20 protein-coding genes and 2 tRNA genes are annotated in these 23,221 nt (G+C 70.4%); 16 read left to right on the forward strand and 6 right to left on the reverse strand.

Translation table 11 applies throughout. The features are described 5' to 3' along the window. Positions 1 to 13 precede the first annotated feature (13 nt). Positions 14 to 1,390, reverse strand: coding sequence for an amino acid permease (locus tag ACGFQC_RS01765; protein ID WP_363088272.1), 1,377 nt, complete (start codon positions 1,388 to 1,390; stop codon positions 14 to 16). Positions 1,391 to 1,847: 457 nt separating this feature from the next. Between ACGFQC_RS01765 and ACGFQC_RS01770 the strand changes: the two genes are divergently transcribed. Further along, on the forward strand, positions 1,848 to 2,429 hold the full coding sequence (locus tag ACGFQC_RS01770) for a biotin transporter BioY (RefSeq protein ID WP_363088271.1): 582 nt from the start codon (positions 1,848 to 1,850) through the stop codon (positions 2,427 to 2,429). Positions 2,430 to 2,836: 407 nt separating this feature from the next. Here ACGFQC_RS01770 and ACGFQC_RS01775 read toward each other — a convergent pair whose 3' ends face one another. Further along, complete coding sequence (locus ACGFQC_RS01775) at positions 2,837 to 4,291, reverse strand: amino acid permease (RefSeq protein WP_363088270.1); 1,455 nt, start codon at positions 4,289 to 4,291, stop codon at positions 2,837 to 2,839. 226 nt (positions 4,292 to 4,517) lie between these two features. On the opposite strand from ACGFQC_RS01775, the gene ACGFQC_RS01780 reads away from it, so the two are divergent. Further along, positions 4,518 to 5,003 carry a ribose-5-phosphate isomerase gene (locus tag ACGFQC_RS01780; protein WP_363088269.1) on the forward strand — a complete coding sequence of 162 codons (486 nt, stop codon included), beginning with the start codon at positions 4,518 to 4,520 and terminating at the stop codon, positions 5,001 to 5,003. 179 nt (positions 5,004 to 5,182) lie between these two features. Continuing rightward, on the forward strand, positions 5,183 to 6,001 hold the full coding sequence (locus ACGFQC_RS01785) for a DNA-formamidopyrimidine glycosylase family protein (RefSeq protein WP_363088268.1): 819 nt from the start codon (positions 5,183 to 5,185) through the stop codon (positions 5,999 to 6,001). Here the strand turns inward: ACGFQC_RS01785 and ACGFQC_RS01790 are convergent. Next, the gene (locus ACGFQC_RS01790) at positions 5,896 to 6,405 is read right to left on the reverse strand and encodes a sterol carrier protein domain-containing protein (protein ID WP_393287517.1); all 510 of its coding nucleotides are present in this window, start codon (positions 6,403 to 6,405) and stop codon (positions 5,896 to 5,898) included. The two genes, ACGFQC_RS01785 and ACGFQC_RS01790, sit on opposite strands and share 106 nt — an antisense overlap. Positions 6,406 to 6,568: 163 nt before the next feature. Here ACGFQC_RS01790 and ACGFQC_RS01795 point away from each other — a divergent pair, with 163 nt between their 5' ends. Further along, the gene (locus ACGFQC_RS01795) at positions 6,569 to 7,753 is read left to right on the forward strand and encodes a PP2C family protein-serine/threonine phosphatase (protein WP_363088267.1); all 1,185 of its coding nucleotides are present in this window, start codon (positions 6,569 to 6,571) and stop codon (positions 7,751 to 7,753) included. A gap of 34 nt (positions 7,754 to 7,787) precedes the next feature. Further along, complete coding sequence (locus ACGFQC_RS01800; RefSeq protein ID WP_363088266.1) at positions 7,788 to 8,252, forward strand: HD domain-containing protein; 465 nt, start codon at positions 7,788 to 7,790, stop codon at positions 8,250 to 8,252. 38 nt (positions 8,253 to 8,290) lie between these two features. On the opposite strand, the gene ACGFQC_RS01805 is transcribed toward ACGFQC_RS01800, so the two are convergent. Next, the gene (locus ACGFQC_RS01805) at positions 8,291 to 9,451 is read right to left on the reverse strand and encodes an acyltransferase family protein (protein WP_363088265.1); all 1,161 of its coding nucleotides are present in this window, start codon (positions 9,449 to 9,451) and stop codon (positions 8,291 to 8,293) included. 420 nt (positions 9,452 to 9,871) lie between these two features. Here ACGFQC_RS01805 and ACGFQC_RS01810 point away from each other — a divergent pair, with 420 nt between their 5' ends. Further along, a complete protein-coding gene (locus ACGFQC_RS01810; protein WP_363088264.1) occupies positions 9,872 to 10,066 on the forward strand; it encodes a hypothetical protein in 195 nt (64 codons plus the stop codon). 163 nt (positions 10,067 to 10,229) lie between these two features. On the opposite strand, the gene ACGFQC_RS01815 is transcribed toward ACGFQC_RS01810, so the two are convergent. Continuing rightward, positions 10,230 to 10,300, reverse strand: a tRNA-Gly gene (locus ACGFQC_RS01815). 164 nt (positions 10,301 to 10,464) lie between these two features. On the opposite strand from ACGFQC_RS01815, the gene ACGFQC_RS01820 reads away from it, so the two are divergent. From ACGFQC_RS01820 to clpX, 5 genes are all read left to right on the forward strand, one after another. Next, positions 10,465 to 10,538: transfer RNA gene (locus ACGFQC_RS01820), tRNA-Pro, on the forward strand. Positions 10,539 to 10,750: 212 nt separating this feature from the next. Next, positions 10,751 to 12,148, forward strand: coding sequence for a trigger factor (gene tig, locus ACGFQC_RS01825; protein WP_363088263.1), 1,398 nt, complete (start codon positions 10,751 to 10,753; stop codon positions 12,146 to 12,148). Positions 12,149 to 12,487: 339 nt separating this feature from the next. Further along, positions 12,488 to 13,096 (forward strand): ATP-dependent Clp protease proteolytic subunit, encoded by a 609-nt coding sequence (locus tag ACGFQC_RS01830; protein ID WP_363088358.1) that lies wholly within the window; start codon positions 12,488 to 12,490, stop codon positions 13,094 to 13,096. 114 nt (positions 13,097 to 13,210) lie between these two features. Further along, entirely contained in the window at positions 13,211 to 13,891 is a 681-nt protein-coding gene (locus ACGFQC_RS01835) for an ATP-dependent Clp protease proteolytic subunit (protein WP_363088262.1), read from the forward strand. Positions 13,892 to 14,075: 184 nt separating this feature from the next. Continuing rightward, entirely contained in the window at positions 14,076 to 15,365 is a 1,290-nt protein-coding gene (clpX, locus tag ACGFQC_RS01840; RefSeq protein WP_363088261.1) for an ATP-dependent Clp protease ATP-binding subunit ClpX, read from the forward strand. An 81-nt stretch (positions 15,366 to 15,446) separates the two neighbouring features. On the opposite strand, the gene ACGFQC_RS01845 is transcribed toward clpX, so the two are convergent. Next, positions 15,447 to 16,436, reverse strand: coding sequence for a hypothetical protein (locus ACGFQC_RS01845; protein ID WP_363088260.1), 990 nt, complete (start codon positions 16,434 to 16,436; stop codon positions 15,447 to 15,449). A 136-nt stretch (positions 16,437 to 16,572) separates the two neighbouring features. On the opposite strand from ACGFQC_RS01845, the gene ACGFQC_RS01850 reads away from it, so the two are divergent. The 5 genes from ACGFQC_RS01850 to ACGFQC_RS01870 all read left to right on the forward strand — a co-directional run bounded on the left by ACGFQC_RS01850 (position 16,573) and on the right by ACGFQC_RS01870 (position 23,180). Then, a complete protein-coding gene (locus ACGFQC_RS01850; protein ID WP_363088259.1) occupies positions 16,573 to 19,224 on the forward strand; it encodes a valine--tRNA ligase in 2,652 nt (883 codons plus the stop codon). 104 nt (positions 19,225 to 19,328) lie between these two features. Next, on the forward strand, positions 19,329 to 20,852 hold the full coding sequence (locus tag ACGFQC_RS01855; RefSeq protein WP_363088258.1) for a folylpolyglutamate synthase/dihydrofolate synthase family protein: 1,524 nt from the start codon (positions 19,329 to 19,331) through the stop codon (positions 20,850 to 20,852). A gap of 11 nt (positions 20,853 to 20,863) precedes the next feature. Further along, a complete protein-coding gene (locus ACGFQC_RS01860) occupies positions 20,864 to 21,229 on the forward strand; it encodes a DUF4233 domain-containing protein (RefSeq protein ID WP_363088257.1) in 366 nt (121 codons plus the stop codon). Positions 21,230 to 21,293: 64 nt separating this feature from the next. Further along, a complete protein-coding gene (gene ndk / locus ACGFQC_RS01865) occupies positions 21,294 to 21,707 on the forward strand; it encodes a nucleoside-diphosphate kinase (protein ID WP_363088256.1) in 414 nt (137 codons plus the stop codon). A gap of 453 nt (positions 21,708 to 22,160) precedes the next feature. Further along, positions 22,161 to 23,180: a rod shape-determining protein gene (locus tag ACGFQC_RS01870; protein ID WP_363088255.1), complete on the forward strand. Its 1,020-nt coding sequence runs from the start codon at positions 22,161 to 22,163 to the stop codon at positions 23,178 to 23,180. Positions 23,181 to 23,221: the final 41 nt, after the last annotated feature.

Raw genomic sequence — 23,221 nt, forward strand, 5'->3', positions numbered from 1 at the left:
CCTGACGGCCGTCTCAGGCCTTGGCGCGTGTCCGCTGCCAGGCGTATCCGCCGAGTGCCAGGGCCGCCGTCATCGCGCCCGTCGAGTACAGCTGCACCCGGGTGCCGGGCTCCCGCGCCATCAGGACGAAGATCGCAGCCATCCCGGCCAGCGCGACCCACGTCAGCACCGGGAACGCCCACATCCGCACCACCAGCCGCGCGCCCTCGCGCTCCAGCCGTCGGCGCAGCCGCAGCTGCGACACCGCGATGAAGACCCACACCACGAGGATCACCGCCCCGATCATGTTCAGCAGCCAGGAGAAGACGTCGTCGGGCCGCCAGTAGCTCAGCAGCACACAGCCGAACCCGAACACGCACGACACCAGCACGGCCGTGCGCGGGACCCCGCCCGACACCCGGCCCAGCGCCTTCGGGCCCTGTCCCCGCTCCACCAGCGAGTAGGCGATCCGCGAGGCGCCGTAGATGTTGGCGTTCATCGCGCTCAGCAGCGCGACCAGCACGACGACGTTCATGAGCTGACCGGCGCCCGGAATGCCCAGCTGGTCGAGCGCGGCGACATACGGGCCCTTCTCCACGACGGCCTCCGAGTCCCACGGGACGAGGGTGACGACGACCGCCATCGAGCCGACGTAGAACAGCGCGATGCGCCACATCGCCGTACGGACCGCGCTCGCCACGCCCCTGACCGGGTCCTTCGACTCGGCCGCCGCGATGGTGACGGTCTCCAGACCGCCGTACGCGAACACCGAGGCCAGCAGACCGACCACCAGGCCCTCGCCGCCGTGGGGCAGGAACTCCGTCAGGTGCGAGGTGCCGGGGGAGTCGGTGCCGGGCAGGACGCCGGCGATCGCCAGTACGCCCAGCACCAGGAACAGGCTGATCGCGCCGACCTTCAGCGCCGCGAACCAGAACTCGAACTCGCCGAAGTTCTTCACGGCGGCCAGGTTCGCCCCGCAGAACACCACCATGAACAGCGCCACCCACGCCCACTCGGGCGTGCCCGGCAGCCAGCCGGTGACGATCTTCGCCGCGCCGATGCCCTCCAGTCCGACGGCGGTGCACAGCAGGACCCAGAAGGACCAGCCCGCCGTGAAGCCCGCCCAGGGGCCGATGGCCCGCTCGGCGTGCGCCGAGAAGGAGCCGGACGACGGATACGCGGCCGACATCTCGCCCAGCATCCGCATCACCAACATGACGAGGAGGCCGGAGAGGGTGTAGGCGAGGACGATCGACGGACCGGCGGCGGCGATGCCCGCGCCGGAGCCGACGAAGAGGCCCGCGCCGATGACACCGCCGAGGGCGATCATCGACAGATGGCGCTGCTTGAGGCCGTGCGAGAGGGAGACGTCGTCCGACTCCGGGGGAGTCGTGACCGTGGTGCTGGGCATGGGCGCGGCTCGTCCAATGCGTGAGAGGGCGAAAACGCCCACAGTCTGGGCAGGACGTCCGCTCGGACGGACGGCCTGCCCAATATCCGGACACCTCCGGCACGCGCCGTGCCGACGCCGCTACGGGCGTGCCGCGCCCGGCGTCGCCTTCCAGAGCCCGGTCGGGGTACCCCGCGCCGGAGGCCGGGAAAGCCGCCGACCGCCGCCCGTCCGACCGCCGCCCGTCCGACGGTCGCGTTTGGCGAGACCCTACAGACGCCCGCCGCCCGCCCCGCGTTGCCGCCGCCACGGCACCTCAGTGACCAGGGTCACGCCGTGCCGCGTGTAACCGGCCGTCTTTGTCCGGAGCCCACCAAGACGCCGCTCGCCCGTTTGTCGACGGCTGACGGTGATCGGGCCGAGTCCGCTGGGATAGCGTCACGGTGTCCCCGACCGCACCTATCTCCGCGGAGATTCCATGAGCACCGCCGCCGCCACCCCCGTCAGCCCCGGACGGGTCCTCGCCGACCTCATCCCGGCCTCCCGTGTCCGGGACGTCGCGCTCGTGCTCGGCGGCGCCGCGCTCACCGGCCTCGCGGCCCAGATCGCGGTCCCCGTGCCCGGCTCCCCGGTGCCGGTGACCGGCCAGACGTTCGCCGCCCTGCTGGTCGGCACCACCCTGGGCGCCCGGCGCGGCTTCCTCTCCCTCGCCCTCTACGCCCTGGTCGGCGTCGCGGGCGTCCCGTGGTTCGCGGAGGGCGGGTCCGGCGCCGCCGCGGTCTCCTTCGGATACGTCCTCGGCATGGTCCTCGCCTCGACGGTGGTCGGCGCCCTGGCCCGCCGCGGCGCCGACCGCTCGGTCCTGCGCATGGCGGGCGCGGTGCTGGTGGGCGAGGCGGTCATCTACGCCGTCGGCGTGCCCTACCTCGCCTACGCCGCCGACATCTCCGCCTCCGCCGCGATCGCGGCCGGCCTCACCCCCTTCCTGATCGGCGACGCCCTCAAGGCCGTCCTGGCGATGGGTCTGCTGCCCACCGCCTGGAAGCTCGTCAAGCGCTAGGCGGAACAGCCCCGCACGGGGCATCCGCCACAGGAGGCCCGCCCGGTCGCACCGCGAGGTGAACCGGGCGGGCCTCCTCCGTGTCCGGGCGGTGCGGCCTCACCCCTGCCGGGGCTTCGGCCGTCGCCGGGACCGCCACAGCCCGGCGGCACCCGCCGGGAACGGCCGAGGCACGGTCCGGGACGTGGGCCGGCCGCCGAGCCGCCGCCAAGCCCTCCCTGTCCTTGAGGCGACCTGATGGAGACCCGGCGGCCCCCGGAGCGCGACGCCCACCAGGGCGAGGACCACCGCAAGATCCGCGACGGCTGCGGCTGGCGGCGGGACACGGAAAAGGGGCCCGCGGGTACGGGCCCCTCCACCGATGCGGACCGCGGCCCGCGCCCCGAGGGGCGACCGGCCGGCCGGGACTACACCTCGGTCCGCGCCTCGTCCTGTGCCTCGTCCCGCGCCTTCAGCCGCTGCTTGAGGAAGGCGATGGCGAGGACGACCGCGGCGACGAGCAGCGACAGCAGCACGGTCTGACGGCCGTCGTGCTCGGTGTCGGTCAGCATGTAGCCGAGGACGAACACGATGAGCGCGGCCGTGGCCCAGGTCAGGTAGGGGTACAGCCACATCCGCACGACCAGCTTCTCCGGCGCCTCGGCCTGGATGATCTTCCGCATCCGCAGCTGCGAGAAGCAGATCACCAGCCACACGAACAGGGCGACCGCGCCGCTGGAGTTGACGAGGAAGAGGAAGACGGAGTCCGGGAACTTGTAGTTGAAGAAGACGGCGACGAACCCGAACACCACGGAGGCGATGATCGCGGCCATCGGCACACCGCGCGAGGTGGTCCGCGCGAACGCCTTCGGCGCGTCCCCGCGCTCACCGAGCGAGAAGGCCATGCGGGAGGCCGTGTAGAGCCCGGAGTTCAGGCAGGACAGCACCGAGGTCAGCACGATGAAGTTCATGATCTGACCGGCGTGCGCGATGCCGAGCGAGTCCAGGGCGGCGACGTAGGAGCCCTGCTCCTTGATGGAGGGGTCGTTCCACGGCAGCAGGGTGACCACGACGAAGATCGACCCGAGGTAGAAGACGGCGATGCGCCAGATGATGCTGTTGGTGGACTTCGTGACCGCCCGCTGCGGGTCCTCCGACTCACCGGCGGCCAGCGTCGCGATCTCGCTGCCCATGAAGGAGAAGACGACGAGCAGGACGCCGGTGAGGATGGCGCCGGGCCCGTTGGGCAGGAAGCCGCCGTGGTCGACGAGGTTGCCGACGCCCGCCTTGTCGCTGTCGACGCCGGGCAGCACGCCGAACACGGCGAGCCCGCCGACCACGATGAAGGCGCCGATGGCGACGACCTTGATACCGGCGAACCAGAACTCGAACTCGCCGTAGGAACCGACGGAGACGAGGTTGGTGGCGGTCAGCACCACCATCACGATGAGCGCCCACCCCCACTGCGGGACGGCCGGGATCCACGACTCGAGGATCGCCGCGCCGGCGGTGGCCTCGACGGCCAGCACGACGACCCAGAAGAACCAGTACAGCCAGCCGATGGAGAAACCGGCCCAGGGGCCGAGCGCGCGGTCGGCGTGCGCGGAGAAGGAACCCGAGGTCGGGTTGGCCGCGGACATCTCACCCAGCATCCGCATCACCAGCACCACGAGCGTGCCGACGAGCGCGTAGGAGAGGAGGATGCCGGGCCCGGCGGTGGCGATGCCGGAGCTTGATCCGACGAACAGTCCGGCCCCGATGACTCCGCCGATGGCGATCATCGACAGGTGACGGTTCTTGAGGCCCGCCTGGAGACCGGAGCGGGGCTCTCCGGGATCTTCTGGGCCGTTTCCGGTCTTCGTCAGGGTCGGCTGCGAAGTCATGGGACGGATTTCCTTTGCGCCGCGTGAGGGGAACTCCCGTACGAGCGGTGTACGGGCCGTACAGGGGCGTACGAGCCGGTCCAGTGAATCCGAGGTGAATGAATTCGGGAACCTTTGATTCCGGATTGTTACTTGAGGTTTCCCTGAGCTTCTATTGCATTGCTCACACTTTTCCGGCGAGACACCCGGCGCTGCCACCCGGCCGCGCCCGTGTCACACTCGTGCCATGCGCGTGTATCTCGGCTCGGACCATGCCGGCTTCGAACTCAAGAACCACCTCGTCGAATGGCTGAAGGAGGCGGGTCACGAACCGGTCGACTGCGGCCCGCACATCTACGACGCCCAGGACGACTACCCGCCCTTCTGCCTGCGCGCGGCCGAGCGGACCGCCGCCGACCCCGACGCCCTCGGCATCGTCATCGGCGGCTCCGGGAACGGCGAGCAGATCGCCGCGAACAAGGTGAAGGGCGTCCGAGCCGCCCTCGCGTGGAGCGAGGAGACGGCCTCACTCGGCCGCCAGCACAACAACGCCAACGTCGTCGCGGTGGGCGCCCGCATGCACACCCGGGACGAGGCGACGAAGTTCGTCGAGACCTTCCTGGCCACCCCCTTCTCCGGCGACGAACGTCACATCCGCCGCATCGACATGCTGGCGGCCTACGAGACGACCTCGGAACTCCCCCCGATCCCGCCCCACCACCCGCAGGCCTGAGCGCACGACGGCCGGCTCCGGCGGAGTGATCCGTCGCCGGGGCCCGGGCCGTGACCCCTGCGGGCCCCGGGCCGAGTCGGGCCCCGGGCCGAGTCGGACTTCCCGTCGGGCAGAGTCGGACTTCCTGCCGGACCGAGTCGGGCGGGTGGGCGACGAGGAACGACCGAGAGGACCCCACCGTGCCGGAAGGGCACACCATCCACCGCCTGGCCCAGGACTACGCCCGTTTCGTCGCGAGCGCGCCGCGGGTGACCAGTCCCCAGGGCAAGTTCTCCGACGCCGCCGCCCTGCTCGCCGGCACGGAACTCACCCGCACCGATGCCCACGGCAAGCACCTCTTCCTGGGCTTCGCCGGGGACAACTGGGTCCACATCCACCTGGGCCTCTTCGGCAAGGTCGCCTTCGGCGACACCGACCCGGGCACTCCCGCGCCCCCGCCCACGGACACCGTCCGTCTCCGCCTCGCCGGTCCCACCGGCTACGTCGACCTGCGCGGCCCCACGACCTGCGCCCTGATCACGGACGCGGAGAAGCGGGCGATACACGACCGCCTGGGCCCGGACCCCCTGCGCGCGGACGCCGACCCGGAGCGGGCGTACCGCCGCGTCTCCCGCAGCCGTACGACGATCGCCGCCCTCCTCATGGACCAGAAGGTCGTCGCGGGCGTCGGCAACGTCTACCGCGCCGAGGTCCTCTTCCGCCACGGCATCGACCCCTACCGCGCCGGCAGGGACATCACCCCCGCCGAGTGGACGGCGATGTGGTCGGACCTGGTCGCCCTGATGCGCGAGGGCGTGCGCGACAACCGCATCGACACGGTCCGCCCGGAGCACACCCCGGAGGCGATGGGCCGCCCGCCCCGCGTCGACGACCACGGCGGCGAGGTCTACGTCTACCGCCGCACCCACCAGCCGTGCCACCTCTGCGGCGACACCGTCCGCACCGCCCCCCTCGCGGCCCGCAACCTCTTCTGGTGCCCCACCTGCCAGAAACCCTGACCGGGCCGCCCCGCACCCCGCCGGCGCCCCCGCCGACGCTGCCGTCCGCGTCCCCCGCGCCGGCCCGGCCCACGTCGGCGAGCCGGGGGCGACGCCGTCGAGATGCGCCGCCCCCGACTCCCGTACGGGCTGTGCCGCCCCAACTCCCGTACGGAAAAGGAGAGATCCGCCCCGCCCGTCGTACGGGAGCAGCCGTCTCCTTCCGTGTCCCCGGCCGGCCGCCAACTCCCGGCGTTCCAGGGGCAGAAGGCGTCCTCCACCTCCAGCACCACGTCAGCCGGAGCCCGGTGGGCCCGCGCCTTCAGCACGGCCCCGACGTCCACCGGCCGCACACAGGTATTCCCGCACGGTCCACCGGCCGTACCCGCAGGAAGTCCCGAACGGTCCGCCGCCTCGGTCGGCATGGATCAACGCCTACCAGTGCAATGCGGGACGAGCCGAGGGATTTCTCCCTCCTGGCGACGCGAGCGCTTTCCTTGGCGTTCACTGTGAAGTCGAGCCTCGGACGGGGGACAAGTGGGACCTCCCGTGCCAAGTGATGGGTTGGATGGATAGGGTCCCGAACTAATGGCAGCAGGACGACAGCGGCGCGCGGAAGCCGAGACGTTGACGGCCCGGTTGAAGCACCTGGTGCACCGGGTCCGCACCGGCCTGCGCAGAAGCGCCGTGGACTACTTCCGCGGGGACGGCTCGGACTGGATCGCGCTGGCCGGCCTGCTGCTCACCGTCCCGGTGATCGCGGCCACCACGCTCGCCGACCCGGTCTGGTGCTCACCGGCCGCCCTGGTCCTGCCGATCGTCGTCGGCGGCCTCGTGCTGCGTCCGGCGAGCCTGCTCGGCCTGTACGCGGCGGCGGCCACGGCCCTGATCGTGGAATCGGTGCGACTCGGCCCGTACACCGAGGGCCCGTCCCGGGTCACGCCGGGCGTCGTGCTGGTCGTCGCCGCCTGCGGTTTCGTCGGCCTGCTCATCGCCCAGTTCCGCAGCCGGGTCGGTGTGCCCTGGCGGCGCGGCGGCACCATGCTCTTCGACCTGCGCGAACGCATCCGGGTGCAGAGCAAGCTGCCGACGCTGCCGCGGGGCTGGCACCGCGAGATGGCGCTGCGGCCGGCCGGCGGCCAGTCGTTCTCCGGCGACTTCGTCGTCGCGGCCCGCACCAACGGCGGCCGCACCATGGAGGTCGTCCTCACGGACGTCTCCGGCAAGGGCATGGACGCGGGCTCGCGGGCCCTGCTGCTGTCCGGCGCCTTCGGCGGCCTGCTCGGCTCCCTGCCCCCGCACGCCTTCCTCCCGGCCGCCAACGGCTACCTCCTCCGCCAGGACTGGGACGAGGGCTTCGCCACCTCCATCCACCTAGTCCTCGACCTCGACTCCGGCGACTACGAGCTGTACTCCGCGGGTCATCCGCCGGGCCTCCAGCTCAGCGCGGGCAGCGGCCGCTGGGAGGAGAAGGCCGCGGAGGGCCCGCTGCTCGGCGTGTACGAGGGCGCCCAGTTCGACCCGGTGAAGGGCTCGCTGCGCCCCGGCGACGTGCTGATGCTGTTCACCGACGGCCTGGTGGAGACCTCCGACCGCGACATCGTCGAGGGCATCGACCGCCTCACCGGCGAGGCCGACCGCTATGTCGCCGGCGGCTTCCAGGGAGCTGCCTGGCACCTGATCGAGGCCGTCGCCAAGGACGTCAACGACGACCGCGCCCTGCTCCTGGTCTGCCGCGAGGGCCCGACGGCCCAGGCGGCCTCGCTGCTGTAGACCCGGGCGGCCGAGCTGCTGTAGAAGAACCCTCATGCTCACCATCCCCGAGGTCGAGGCCCTCGCCCGCGCGGCCCACGAGGGCCAGACCGACAAGGCGGGCCGCCCCTACGCCGAGCACCTCCAGGCCGTCGCGGAGGGCGTACGGTCCCGGGGCGGCGACCCCGACCAGATCGCGGCGGCCTGGCTGCACGACGCCGTCGAGGACGACGCCCTCTCCGAGGCCTGGCTGCGCGGAGCGGCCCTGAGCGACCGCACGAAGGACATCGTGGGGGCGGTCACCAAGCGGGCGGGGGAGACTCCGGAGGCGTACGCGGAGCGCATCCTCGCCACCCCGGGCGCGCTGCTGGTGAAGGAGTCCGACCTGGCGCACAACGCCGACCCGGCCCGGCTGGCCGTCCTGGCCGAACCGACCCGCACCCGCCTGACCGAGAAGTACGCCCGCATGCGCGCGCTCCTCGGCCTCGGGAACGGCCGGGCCCTTCCCAGGACTCCCTGAGCCTGCCTGATCCTGCCTGATCAGGCCGGAGGAAGACCTCAGGCGTCGACCTTCTCCCGCTCCCGCTCCCGCGCCGGCGGCCGCGCCGGGACGCGGGCCTGCTCGGCAGCGGTGGCGTCCCGCTTGAACGCCCAGTCCATCTTCGGCTCCATCACACCCCGGAACGCCCACCGGACGGGCTTGGTGCACAGCAGGGTGACGGCGGCGGCGACGGCCACGGTGACGGCGATCTCGCCGAGCGGCCGGTGCAGCCAGTCGGGCTCGAACAGGCCGCGGTAGTCCGCGCCCTTGATCAGGAAGCCGTGCAGCAGATAGCCGTAGAGCGTGCCCGCGCCGAGCGTCGTGAACCACGTCGTGCGCCCCGGCACCCAGGAGAAGAAGCAGGCGGTCAGCAGCAGCGAGCAGCCGAACAGCGCGAGCTGCATGACGGGTCCCACCCACCACGGCACGCCCAGCTCCTGGGCGGAGGCGCGGTGGTAGAGCCACCCGGTGTCCATCCGCGGCACCGCCCACCAGGAGAAGACCAGCGCGAAGGCGGACACCGGCACGGCCGCGATCCGCACCGGCCAGTTGCGCACCATCCGGAAGTGCTCGGGCCGCAGGCACAGGCCCAGAACGAAGTAGGGCAGGAACTGCAGGACGCGCTGGAGGTCGAGGCTGCCGCTGATGCCCGGTGCGGCGGACGCCAGGAGGGCGATGCCCAGGGCCACCGGCAGCGGATGGCGGATCGTCTTCCAGACCGGCGTGGTCAGCCGCCAGATGAACAGCGCGCACAGGAACCACGTCAGGTAGTACGGGTCGAGGAGCGTGACGGCGGCCTGCGGGTCGTGGTCGACGACCCGCTTGAACAGCGGATAGGCGGTCTCGAAGACGATGTACGGCACGACGACACCGGTCACCAGGCGCTTCAGCCGGGCCGGACTGCCGTCGAAGCTCCGCGAGAAGTGGCCGGAGACGAGGATGAACGCCGGCATGTGGAACGCGTACACGAACTGGTAGGTGGCTTGAAGTACGCGGCTGTCGCCCTTCAGCGGCTCCCAGGAGTGACCGATGGCGACCAGCACGATCGCCAGGTACTTGGCGTTGTCGAAGAACGCGTCACGCTGCTTCGACCGTCTGTCCGGGGACGACCGGTGCTGATCCTTCTCGTTCGGGGTTGAGCTGGGACTCGGCACGAGAGACGAAGCGGCGTGGAACATCTGAGGCACCCTAGCGTTGTCCGTGGCGGTCCGTAAAACCTTCCTCGTCATCACGATCTCATTCCTCGCGATTTCCAGCTGGTTCCAACTGGCCACCCACTTTGGTGCCTTGTATGTCACGATTCATCCCGACTAAAAGGTGCACAACGGGCGGTTGTGGGATGTCGTCGAAGATCATGTGCCCGCAATTCGAATTACCTGCGGGCCAGTTGTGAATTCGTATGCGGACTGCGTCCGTGAATTGTCCTGCGGCAAGGCCTCACGGGCGGTGCGAAGTGATCTGGCGTGCACAGGTGTGACCGAGGATGCGTCAGCGGCCGCATAGGGAGGCCGTGTTGGTGGCACGATGGTCTCTGGCGGGGTGCGCGGGTCGCGTCCCCGGGCCGGGAGTGCGGACCGACCGAGGATGTGTGATCAGTTGTGGCCATTTCACTGTCAGTGGTGCTGCTGTTGGCGATCGTGCTGGTCGTCCTGATCAGAGGCGGGTCGATCAAGGCGGGGCCCGCCGTCGTCGCGATCCTCTTCGGCTTCTTCCTCGCCTCGACGGGCATGGCCCCGTCGATCAACCGCTTCCTCGACTCCCTCGCCGAAACGATCAACTCGATCAGCTTCTAGGAAGGCCCGGCGGCTTCCAGGAGGGGCCCGCGGCTGCCGGGAGGGAGCAGCGGCTTCCGCGCCGTTCCCGCGCGAGGGGCGGTGACGGGAGGTCCGGTCCGGTCCGGGAGAACAGCGGGGGCCGGACGGAAGGACGACTTCCGACCGGCCCCGGGCCGTACAGAGCGGGCGACGGGAATCGAACCCGCGTAGCTAGTTTGGAAGACTAGGGCTCTACCATTGAGCTACGCCCGCACACGTGGACCGCAGGTCGGTCGACCGCGGCGCCTCAGGCATCGTAGCGGGTCGGCGCCCCTCGTCGCACACCCTCCTCGCGCGCCGCACCCGGGGCCCGTCGGACCCTCGTGAACGCGGCGGCCGGGCGGCCTGCGGGCATGTACCCTACGTGTCGCACCAGACGGGGTGTGGCGCAGCTTGGTAGCGCGTCCGCTTTGGGAGCGGAAGGCCGTGGGTTCAAATCCCGCCACCCCGACTCATCCGCGTCATCCGCGCGCCGTCCTGCGCGATCGTGCCGGCGCCGCACCGGGGGATCGTCTTTTGGGCGGCCACAGCTGCTGCGGCTACTATGCAGACTGCGCGCCCGTGTGTCCCGGCCCACCGGCCTCGAGATCTCCCGGGCGCCGAGTCGCCGGACCTGTCAGGTTCCGGCGAAACCCGAGAAGTCAGCCACAAGGAGACCGAACCGTGAAGAGCGCCGTGGAGACCCTGAACCCGACTCGGGTTCGGCTCACTGTCGAGGTGCCCTTCGAGGAGCTCAAGGACAGCCTCGACGCGGCGTACAAGAAGATCAACCAGCAGGTCACGGTGAAGGGCTTCCGCAAGGGCAAGATCCCCGCCCGGATCATCGACCAGCGGTTCGGCCGCGGGGCCGTGCTGGAGGAGGCCGTCAACGACGCGCTTCCGAAGTTCTACACGGAGGCGGTCAACGGGGCCGAGCTGGACGTCCTCGGCCAGCCCGAGGTCGACATCACGGAGCTGAAGGACGGCGAGACGCTGAACTTCACCGCCGAGGTCGACATCCGCCCCGCCCTCGAGCTGCCGGAGGACTTCTCCTCCATCGAGGTCGAGGTCGACGCCGTCGAGGTCAGTGACGAGGACGTGGAGAAGTCCGTCGAGCAGCTCCGTGAGCGCTTCGCCTCCACCTCCCCGGTCGAGCGCGCCGCCGAGGACGGCGACGTCGTCACGGTCGACCTCGAGGCCAAGGTCGACGGCGAGGTCCTGGAGGACGGCGTCGCCGACGGCGTCTCCTACACGATCGGCTCGGGTGAGCTCCTCGAGGGCATCGACGACGCCGTGAAGGGCCTGGAGGCCGGTGGCGAGGCCACCTTCACCTCCGAGCTCAAGGGCGGCTCCGCGGCCGGCAAGGAGGCCGAGGTCACCGTCAAGGTCACCCAGGTCGCCGCCCGCGAACTGCCCGAGCTGGACGACGAGTTCGCGCAGCTCGCCTCCGAGTTCGACACGCTCGAGGAGCTGAGGGCGGACAGCCGCAAGCGCCTCGCGAACATGAAGCAGTACGACCAGGCCACCCAGGCCCAGGAGCGCGTCCTGGAGAAGCTCCTGGAACTCGTCGAGGTGCCCGTCCCCGAGAAGCTGCTCGAGGACGAGATCAACACCCGCAAGCACAACCTGGAGCACCACCAGCTCGGCCAGATGGGTCTGACCCTCGACAAGTACCTGGAGCTCCAGGGCAAGACCGCCGAGGAGTTCGAGGCCGAGACCCGCGAGGCCGCGGTCAAGGGCATCAAGACCCAGTTCGTCCTCGACGAGCTGGTCAAGCGCGAGAAGCTGAACGTGAACCAGGAGGAGCTGACCGAGCACCTCATGCGCCGCGCCGCCTCCTCCGGCATGTCCCCGGACCAGTTCGCGCAGGCGGTCGTCGAGGGCGGTCAGGTTCCGCTCCTCGTCGGTGAGGTCGCCCGCGGCAAGGCCCTGGCCGTGGTCGTCGAGTCCGCCACGGTGAAGGACACCAACGGCGAGGTCATCGACCTGGACGACGAGGACGAGGACGAGGGCACCGAGGAGGCCGCCGAGGCCACCACGGAGGACGCGGCCGAGTCCGCAGAGGACAAGCCCGAGGCCTGAGCCTCGCGCCGCCTCCGACGCGTGTACGACGGGCCCCGGGACACTTCGTCCCGGGGCCCGTCCCTCTTGCCGAGGGGGTGCGAGGCCCTGCCGGCGTGCGGATCCGCCGTACGCGCGACCGGCGGCGGGCGGCCCGCACCCGTCCACGATCCGCGCGACCCCGCCGGCGGCCCGGCTACGCCCCCGGCGAACACTCCCCTCTCCGGGATTCTCCGAAGGGACCCGCGCGTTAGGGTCCATGAATACGAGGGCAGGGGAGTCCCCGTTGCCCCCGGCAGTACACGTGAGACGGCCCGGACGCCGTCGACAAGACGAGCAGGTGGATACGTGACGAATCTGATGCCCTCCGCCGCCGGCGAGCCTTCCATCGGTGGTGGCCTCGGCGACCAGGTCTACAACCGGCTGCTCGGCGAGCGGATCATCTTCCTCGGCCAGCCGGTCGACGACGACATCGCCAACAAGATCACCGCACAGCTGCTGCTCCTTGCCGCCGACCCGGACAAGGACATCTTCCTCTACATCAACAGCCCCGGCGGCTCGATCACGGCCGGCATGGCGATCTACGACACCATGCAGTTCATCAAGAACGACGTGGTGACCATCGCCATGGGTCTCGCCGCCTCGATGGGCCAGTTCCTGCTCAGCGCCGGCACGCCCGGCAAGCGCTTCGCGCTGCCGAACGCCGAGATCCTGATCCACCAGCCCTCCGCCGGCCTGGCGGGCTCGGCCTCGGACATCAAGATCCACGCCGAGCGGCTGCTGCACACCAAGCGGCGCATGGCCGAGCTCACGGCCCAGCACACGGGCCAGACCATCGAGCAGATCACCCGGGACTCGGACCGCGACCGCTGGTTCGACGCCTTCGAGGCCAAGGAGTACGGCCTCATCGACGACGTCATCCCCACGGCCGCAGGCATGCCGGGCGGCGGCGGTACCGGGGCGGCCTAGTACGGGCTCGTCACGGCCCGGGGGCCCCGCGCCGACACCCGGCGCCCCCGAGGCCGTCAGCGCCCCTCTCAGCCCCCTCCACCCACCGCCCCAGCCCTCTTTCCAGGAGACACCGTGAACGACTTCCCCGGCAGCGGCCTCTACGCCCGCACCGAGGCCGAATACACCGGCCCCCGCGCCGAGTCCCGCTACGTCATCCCGCGCTTCGTCGAGCGCACCTCCCAGGGCATCCGCGAGTACGACCCGTACGCGAAGCTGTTCGAGGAGCGCGTGATCTTCCTCGGCGTGCAGATCGACGACGCCTCCGCCAACGACGTCATGGCGCAGCTGCTGTGCCTGGAGTCGATGGACCCCGACCGGGACATCTCGATCTACATCAACAGCCCCGGCGGCTCCTTCACGGCGCTGACCGCGATCTACGACACGATGCAGTTCGTGAAGCCCGACGTCCAGACGGTCTGCATGGGTCAGGCGGCCTCCGCCGCCGCGATCCTGCTGGCCGCCGGTACGCCCGGCAAGCGCATGGCGCTGCCGAACGCCCGCGTGCTGATCCACCAGCCGTACAGCGAGACCGGCCGCGGTCAGGTCTCCGACCTGGAGATCGCCGCGAACGAGATCCTGCGGATGCGCGGGCAGCTCGAGGACATGCTGGCCAAGCACTCCACCACGCCGATCGAGAAGATCCGCGAGGACATCGAGCGCGACAAGATCCTCACGGCCGAGGACGCGCTGGCGTACGGCCTGATCGACCAGATCATCTCGACCCGCAAGATGAACAACGCCGACCTGCGCTGACGCGGGCGGAGGAGTATCGTCTGCCGCCCCTTGGCATGGTGTGGCACGGTCCACGTGGAAGTGAACCGTGCCAAGGGGGGCCCGAACGTGGGGCCCGGCAAGGTACCGTCGACATAAGGCAGCACCAGGAGACGCTGGACTCGAAAGACGTCCAGTCGTTTCCCAGGCGAAGGGGAAGCACACCGTGGCACGCATCGGTGACGGCGGCGATCTGCTCAAGTGCTCGTTCTGCGGCAAGAGCCAGAAGCAGGTCAAGAAGCTCATCGCAGGGCCCGGTGTGTACATCTGCGACGAGTGCATCGACCTCTGCAACGAGATCATCGAGGAAGAGCTCGCGGAGACGAGCGAGGTCCGCTGGGAGGAACTCCCGAAGCCGCGCGAGATCTACGAGTTCCTCGAGGGCTACGTGGTGGGCCAGGAGCCGGCCAAGAAGGCCCTGTCGGTCGCGGTGTACAACCACTACAAGCGCGTCCAGGCCGGTGAGCACGGCGGCGGCCAGGGCCGTGAGGACGCCATCGAGCTGGCGAAGTCCAACATCCTCCTGCTGGGCCCCACGGGCTCCGGCAAGACCCTCCTCGCGCAGACCCTGGCGCGCATGCTGAACGTGCCGTTCGCGATCGCCGACGCCACGGCGCTCACCGAGGCCGGGTACGTGGGCGAGGACGTCGAGAACATCCTGCTCAAGCTGATCCAGGCCGCGGACTACGACGTCAAGAAGGCCGAGACCGGGATCATCTACATCGATGAGATCGACAAGGTCGCGCGCAAGAGCGAGAACCCCTCGATCACCCGCGACGTCTCGGGCGAGGGCGTCCAGCAGGCCCTGCTGAAGATCCTCGAGGGCACCACGGCCTCGGTCCCGCCGCAGGGCGGCCGCAAGCACCCGCACCAGGAGTTCATCCAGATCGACACGACGAACGTCCTGTTCATCGTGGGCGGTGCCTTCTCGGGCCTGGAGAAGATCATCGAGTCCCGGGCCGGCGCCAAGGGCATCGGCTTCGGCGCGACGATCCGCTCGAAGCGGGAGCTGGAGGCCAAGGACCAGTTCGAGGACGTCATGCCCGAGGACCTGGTCAAGTTCGGCATGATCCCCGAGTTCATCGGCCGCCTCCCCGTGATCACCTCGGTCCACAACCTGGACCGCGAGGCCCTGCTCCAGATCCTCGTCGAGCCGCGCAACGCGCTGGTGAAGCAGTACCAGCGCCTCTTCGAACTCGACGGCGTGGAACTGGACTTCGAGCGTGCGGCCCTGGAGGCCATCGCCGACCAGGCGATCCTGCGCCAGACCGGCGCGCGCGGCCTGCGCGCCATCATGGAGGAGGTCCTCCAGGCGGTCATGTACGAGGTCCCGTCCCGCAAGGACGTGGCCCGCGTGGTCATCACGGCGGACGTCGTGCTCTCCAACGTCAACCCGACCCTGATCCCGCGGGACGCCCGGGGCGGCCGGGGGCCGGGGGAGCAGAAGACGGCGTAGCGAGGGACGGACAAGACGCACGAAGGGGCCCCGGTCGAGCGACCGGGGCCCCTTCGTCGTGCGGCCGCGTGTGGCCGGGCGTCAGGCCTTGACGCGGATCTGCCCACGCAGCTTCGCGGTGAGGTCGACGGCGGTGGCCTTGTTGACGCCCGTGCCGGTGTTGTCGCCCGGCGAGACCATGGCGACCGTGCTGTAGTCGGCCCAGGCGCAGAACCAGTCGGTCGACTCCTTCTTGGTGAGCGCGTTGGTGCTCTTCGTCGACTGGCACTTGGCGACCGCGCCGTCGATCTCGACCTCCTCCGGCTCGCCGACCAGCTCGGCGTTCTGCATCGTGCCGGTGTCGCTGGTGGAGCTGTCCTTGACCTGCTTCTGGATGGAGGCGAAGAACTTGTCCAGGGTCGCCTGCGGGTCGGCGATCTCCCCGTAACCGCCCACCATCGTCATGCCCTTGGCGGTCAGCAGCTCGGACTGGCTGGGCAGCGTGGAGGGGTCCTCGGGGTCGTAGTTGCTCAGGTCCGCGGTCGACCACTGTCCGAGGACCGCCGTGCCGCCCTTGACGCCGCTCTTCTCCATGTCCTTCGCGTTGTCGGAGTCGCTGACCTGGTTGCCGTCGCCGACCCGCTTGTACTCGTCGAGCACCGTCGCGGGCGTCGTCAGCTTGTGCGCGCCGTCGTCCTCCAGACCGCCCGAGCCCGAGTTGCCGCCCAGGACGAGGGCCGCGCCGACGCCGACGACGGCGACCGCCGCGACCGCGCCGATGATGAGGCCGAGCTTCTTCTTGCCGCCACCCGGGGCCGGAGGCTGGGGGACGCCGTAGGGGGCCTGGCCGTACGGGGGCTGGCCGTAGGAGGGCTGCTGGCCGTAGGGCGGGGTGGGCGGCTGCTGGCCGTACGGGCCGGGCTGCTGGCCGTACGGCGGGGTCTGGGGCGGGGTGCCCTGCGGGGGCTGCTGGGGGTAGCCGTAGCCGGGCTGGGGAGCCTGCGGCGGCTGGCCGTACGGGCCCTGCTGGCCGTACGGGCCGGGCTGCTGAGGCTGCTGCCCGCCGTACGGGCCCGGCTGGTTGTAGCTCATGACGGGGTTCCCCTCCAGACGCTTATGCGATTTTCACATCTTGGCTCAATCCCGGTGCGGTCACGGCGGCGGGGGCCCCACCGTTACAGAACAAAGGCGTTTCGGGACGGCGCGGTGACACCCCTAAACTGGCCCCGTGACCGACAACGCTCAGCAGCAGCCCCCAGCGCCCACGACCGAACTGCCGACCCAGTACGCGCCGGCCGACGTAGAGGCGCCGCTGTACGAGCGCTGGGTCGAGCGGGGCTACTTCGAGGCCGACGCCAAGAGCGACAAGCCGCCGTTCACCGTCGTCATCCCGCCGCCGAACGTCACGGGCAGCCTGCACCTCGGCCACGCCTTCGAGCACACGCTCATCGACGCCCTGACCCGCCGCAAGCGCATGCAGGGCTTCGAGACGCTGTGGCAGCCCGGCATGGACCACGCCGGCATCGCGACCCAGAACGTCGTCGAGCGCGAGCTGGGCAAGGAGGGCAAGTCGCGGCACGACCTGGGCCGCGAGGCCTTCGTCGAGCGCGTCTGGCAGTGGAAGGGCGAGTCCGGCGGGCAGATCAGCGGCCAGATGCGCCGCCTCGGCGACGGCGTCGCCTGGTCCCGTGAGCGCTTCACCATGGACGAGGGCCTCTCCCAGGCCGTCCAGACCATCTTCAAGCGGCTCTACGACGACGAGCTGATCTACCGCGCCGAGCGCATCATCAACTGGTGTCCGCGCTGTCTGACCGCCATCTCGGACATCGAGGTCGAGTACCAGGACGACGACGGCGAACTCGTCTCCATGAAGTACGGCGAGGGCGACGAGACCATCGTCGTCGCCACCACCCGCGCGGAGACGATGCTCGGTGACACGGCCGTCGCCGTCCACCCCGACGACGAGCGCTACAAGCACCTGGTCGGCAAGCTCATCAAGCTGCCGCTCACCGAGCGTTCGATCCCCGTCGTCGCGGACACCCACGTCGACCCCGAGTTCGGCACGGGTGCCGTCAAGGTCACCCCCGCCCACGACCCGAACGACTTCGAGATCGGCCGGCGCCACGGCCTGCCGTCCCTCACGGTCATGGACGAGCACGCCGTCATCACGGCCCACGGCCCCTTCCAGGGACTGGACCGCCTGGAGGCCCGCTCCGCCATCGTCGCCGCGCTGCGCGCCGAGGGCCGGATCGTCGCCGAGAAGCGGCCGTACGTCCACAGCGTCGGCCACTGCTCGCGCTGCAAGACCACCGTCGAGCCCCGCCTGTCGATGCAGTGGTGGGTCAAGGTCGGTCCGCTGGCGAAGGCCGCCGGCGACGCCGTCCGCGACGGCCGCGTCAAGATCCACCCGCAGGAGATGGAGAAGCGGTACTTCGACTGGGTCGACAACCTCCACGACTGGTGCATCTCGCGGCAGTTGTGGTGGGGTCACCGCATCCCCGTCTGGTACGGCCCCGACGGCGAGGTCGTCTGCGTCGGCCCCGACGACGAGGCCCCCACCGGCGAGGGCTGGCACCAGGACACCGACGTCCTCGACACCTGGTTCTCCTCCGGCCTGTGGCCGTTCTCCACCCTCGGCTGGCCCGAACAGACCGAGTCGCTCGCGAAGTTCTACCCGAACTCCGTCCTGGTCACCGGCTACGACATCCTCTTCTTCTGGGTCGCCCGGATGATGATGTTCGGCCTGTACGCGATGGACGGCACCCCGCCGTTCCACACCATCGCCCTGCACGGCATGGTCCGCGACCAGTTCGGCAAGAAGATGTCCAAGTCCTTCGGCAACGCGGTCAACCCGCTGGACTGGATGGACAAGTACGGCTCCGACGCCCTCCGTTTCACCCTCGCCCGCGGCGCCAACCCGGGCGTCGACGTGCCCATCGGCGAGGACTGGGTCCAGGGCTCCCGCAACTTCGCCAACAAGATCTGGAACGCCACCCGCTTCGCGCTGATGAACGGCGCGACGGTCGAGGGCCCGCTGCCGGACGCCTCGAGGATGTCGGCGGCCGACCGCTGGATCCTGTCCCGCCTCAACTCGGTCGTCTCCGAGGTCGACGCGTTCTACGACGACTTCCAGTTCGCCAAGCTCTCCGACGCCCTCTTCCACTTCGCGTGGGACGAGGTCTTCGACTGGTACGTCGAGCTGTCCAAGACGACGTTCCAGGCGGGCGGCGAGGAGGCCGAGGTCAGCAAGCGCGTCCTCGGCGAGGTCCTCGACGTCACCCTGAAGCTGCTGCACCCGGTCGTCCCGTTCGTCACGGAGACCCTCTGGACGACGCTGACCGGCGGCGAGTCCGTCGTCATCGCCGACTGGCCGAAGGCCGTGTCCGTTCCCGGCGCCGACACGCCGGGCGGCTTCCGCGACGCCGACGCCGAGCGCGAGATCGAGACCCTCCAGTCGGTCATCACCGAGGTCCGCCGCTTCCGCGCCGACCAGGGCCTGCAGCCCGGCCAGCGGGTCCCGGCCCGCCTGGAGCTGGGCGGCACCGCGCTCGCCCCGCACGAGGCGGCCATCCGCCAGCTGCTGCGGCTCCAGCCGGAGGGCGAGGACTTCTCGGCGACGGCGACCCTGCCGGTCTCGGGCGCCACGGTCGCCCTCGACCTGTCCGGCACGATCGACGTGGCCGCGGAGCGCAAGCGGCTGGCGAAGGACCTGGCCGCCGCCGAGAAGGAGAAGGCCCAGGCCCAGGGCAAGCTCGGCAACGAGGCGTTCCTGGCCAAGGCGCCCGACAAGGTCGTCGACGGGATCCGCGCCCGGCTGGCGAAGGCGGACGAGGACATCGCCCGCATCCAGGCCCAGCTGGACCGGCTGCCGCAGGCGTAGGCACGCCCGCGCCCCGTGTCCCGAATGTCGGCGAAGGCCCCCGGAACGTACAGCTCCGGGGGCCTTCGCCGACGTCTGTCGGAGGTCGTCCGTAGACTGGCCCCGTGAGCGAGCTCCCCCCCAGCGGCAACGACGACGACCAGCCCGACGCCCTCGACTCCTTCGAGGAGATCATCGCGGCCGAGACCGACCGCGACCCGGACCTCGCGGTGATCGAGGCCGGCAGCCGCACCCTGCGCACCCTGGGCGGTCCGCCCGAGGCCGACGTGCCCGCCCGGCCCGCGGACCCCGAGGTCGACAAGGCCCTGCGCGAGGTCGAGGCGGAGCTGGCCACCCGCTGGGGCGAGACCAAGCTGGAGCCGTCCGTCGCCAGGATCGCCGCCCTGATGGACGTCCTGGGCGAACCGCAGCGGGCGTACCCCGCCATCCACATCACGGGGACGAACGGCAAGACCTCCACCGCCCGCATGATCGAGGCGCTCCTCGGCGCCTTCGACCTGCGCACCGGGCGGTACACCTCCCCGCACGTGCAGTCGATCACCGAGCGCGTCAGCCTCGACGGCGCCCCCGTCTCCGCCGAGCGGTTCATCGAGACGTACCACGACATCAAGCCGTACGTGGAGATGGTCGACGCGGCCCAGGAGTACCGGCTGTCCTTCTTCGAGGTGCTCACCGGCATGGCGTACGCCGCCTTCGCCGACGCCCCCGTGGACGTGGCCGTCGTGGAAGTGGGCATGGGCGGTTCCTGGGACGCCACCAACGTGATCGACGGGGACGTCGCCGTCGTCACCCCCATCGACCTCGACCACACCGACCGGCTCGGGGGGACGCCCGCCGAGATCGCCGCCGAGAAGGGCGGGATCATCAAGCGGGGCGCGACCGTGATCCTCGCCCAGCAGCCCGTCGACGCCGCCCAGGTCCTGCTGAAGAAGGCCGTCGAGGTGGACGCCACGGTGGCCCGCGAGGGCCTGGAGTTCGGGGTCGTCGCCCGGCAGGTCGCCGTCGGCGGGCAGCTGCTCACCCTGCGCGGCGTCGGCGGCGAGTACCCCGACGTGTACCTGCCGCTGCACGGCCCCTACCAGGCGCACAACGCGGCCGTGGCCCTCGCCGCCGTCGAGGCGTTCTTCGGCGTGGGCGCCCAGCGGCCCGAGCCACTGGACATCGACACCGTGCGCAAGGCCTTCGCGGCCGTGTCGGCACCGGGCCGCCTGGAGGTCGTCCGGCGGTCCCCGACCGTCGTGCTCGACGCCGCCCACAACCCGGCCGGCGCCCGCGCCACCGCCGAGGCGGTCGGCGAGGCCTTCGACTTCAGCCGGCTGATCGGCGTGGTCGGGGCCAGCGGCGACAAGAACGTGCGGGGGCTGCTCGAGGCCTTCGAGCCGATCTTCGCCGAGGTCGTCGTCACCCAGAACACCAGCCACCGCGCCATGGACGCGGACGAACTGGCCGCGATCGCCGTCGAGGTGTTCGGCGAGGAGCGCGTCCAGGTCGAGCCGCGGCTGCCCGACGCCCTGGAGGCGGCGATCACGCTCGCCGAGGAGGAGGGCGAGTTCGCCGGCGGCGGCGTCCTGGTCACCGGTTCCGTCATCACCGTCGGGGAAGCCCGGCTGCTCCTGGGGAAGGGCTGAGGTCCCACACCATGCGTACGCTCTGTTCCTCCACCCTGATCGGCGAGTTCTTCATCATCGGCTTCGCCGGTCTGGTCGCCATGAAGGACGCCGACCTCACCACGTCCACGGTGTGGACGGTGTGCGGCATCGCCATGTTCCTCTGCGTGCTGCTGTGCGGCGTGGTCACCCGGCCCGGGGGAGTCGCCCTCGGCTGGGCCCTCCAGGTTGCCCTCGTCCTCAGCGGCTTCGTCGTGCCGATGATGTTCATCCTCGGTCTGCTCTTCGGGGCCCTGTGGTGGGCGTCGGTGCACTACGGCCGCGAGATCGACGAGGCGAAGGCGAGGTTCGCCGCGCAGGCCGCCGGCTCCTCCTCGGACACCGCTGACGCTGTGTGACAGGGGCTCGGACACGCCCTGTAATCTCGTCCCACCGCACACCGGCAGCAGAAGGAGTCACCCCGTGAGCCAGCGCACCCTCGTCCTCCTCAAGCCCGACGCCGTCCGTCGTGGCCTGACCGGCGAGATCATCAGCCGCATCGAGCGCAAGGCCGGCTGGCAGATCACCGCGCTGGAACTGCGCACCCTGGACCAGGACACCCTGGAGCAGCACTACGGCGAGCACAAGGGCAAGCCCTTCTACGAGCCGCTGGTGGAGTTCATGTCCTCCGGACCGGTCGTCGCCCTGATCGTCGAGGGCGAGCGGGTCATCGAGGGCGTGCGCGCCCTGGCCGGCCCGACCGACCCGATCGCCGCCGCGCCGGGCTCCATCCGGGGCGACTTCGGCGTGATCGTCCGCGAGAACCTGATCCACGCCTCCGACTCCGAGGAGTCCGCCGAGCGCGAGGTGAAGATCTTCTTCCCCGGACGCGCCTGACCCGGACGCGCCTGACCCGGACGAGTCCGGCCCGGCAGCACCTGACGCAGGAGCACCTGACGTGGGAGCACCTGACGCGGGAGCGGCCGGACGAAACGAGCGAACCGGGCGGGTCGGAGCCGCCCGACGGCGCTCTCCGGCCCCGCCGGTCGCGGAGGTTTCGGAAATTTTTCTGAGGGTCCGTCACCCCGCCTCGTCGCCTGACCAGGGACGGCCGTACGATTTCGGCCGTCCCTCGGCATATGCGTGCCGATCGGGGGAACGCGTGCCCCCGATGGCCCGTCTCCACAAGCGGGGCGCCGCGGCATCTGCTGACAATGGCGAAGACCCTCGCGCGGTGTTCGTGCAGGCGCGTCTACGATGTAAGCCTTCACGTCACAGCGCCCACCTCGCCGACCTGAAAAGCCCTCACGAGCTCATGGGAAGGCCAGCCGAATCCTGATGGGGAACTCAATGTCGTTCATCGGCCGTGACATGGCTGTCGACCTCGGGACCGCCAACACGCTGGTGTACGTCAGGGGTCGCGGGATCGTCCTCAACGAGCCGTCCGTCGTCGCGATCAACACCAACACCGGTGGCATCCTCGCGGTCGGCTCCGAAGCGAAGAAGATGATCGGGCGGACCCCGGGCAACATCGTCGCCGTGCGTCCGCTGAAGGACGGTGTCATCGCCGACTTCGAGATCACCGAGCGGATGCTCCGCTACTTCATCCTGAAGATCCACAAGCGGCGGTATCTGGCCAGGCCGCGGGTCGTCGTCTGTGTGCCCTCGGGCATCACGGGCGTCGAGCGCCGCGCCGTCATCGAGGCGTCGACCCAGGCCGGCGCCCGGCAGGTGCACATCATCGAGGAGCCCATGGCCGCGGCCATCGGCTCCGGCCTGCCGGTCCACGAGGCCACCGGCAACATGGTGGTGGACATCGGCGGCGGCACCACGGAGGTCGCGGTCATCTCGCTCGGCGGCATCGTCACCGCCCAGTCCATCCGCGTCGCGGGAGACGAGCTGGACAACGCGATCATCCAGCACATCAAGAAGGAGTACAGCCTCCTCCTCGGTGAGCGGAGCGCCGAGCAGATCAAGATCACGATCGGTTCGGCGTACGAACTCGACTCCGACGAGCACACCGAAATCCGCGGCCGGGACCTCGTCTCCGGGCTGCCCAAGACCGTCGTCATCTCGGCCGCCGAAGTGCGCAAGGCGATCGAGGAACCCGTCAACGCGATCGTCGACGCCGTGAAGACCACCCTCGACAAGTGCCCGCCGGAGCTGTCCGGCGACATCATGGACCGCGGAATCGTCCTGACCGGCGGTGGAGCCCTGCTGCGCGGGCTGGACGAGCGGCTGCGCCGGGAGACCGGCATGCCCATCCACATCGCCGAGGACCCGCTGGACAGCGTGGCGCTCGGATCCGGCAAGTGCGTCGAGGAGTTCGAGGCGCTCCAGCAGGTTCTGGACGCGGCGCCGCGCAGATGACGTAACGCTTCGATTCCGCCGTACGGGATGATCGCCTCTCG

Source organism: Streptomyces sp. NPDC048734 (genome assembly GCF_043198675.1).
GTDB lineage: Bacteria > Actinomycetota > Actinomycetes > Streptomycetales > Streptomycetaceae > Streptomyces.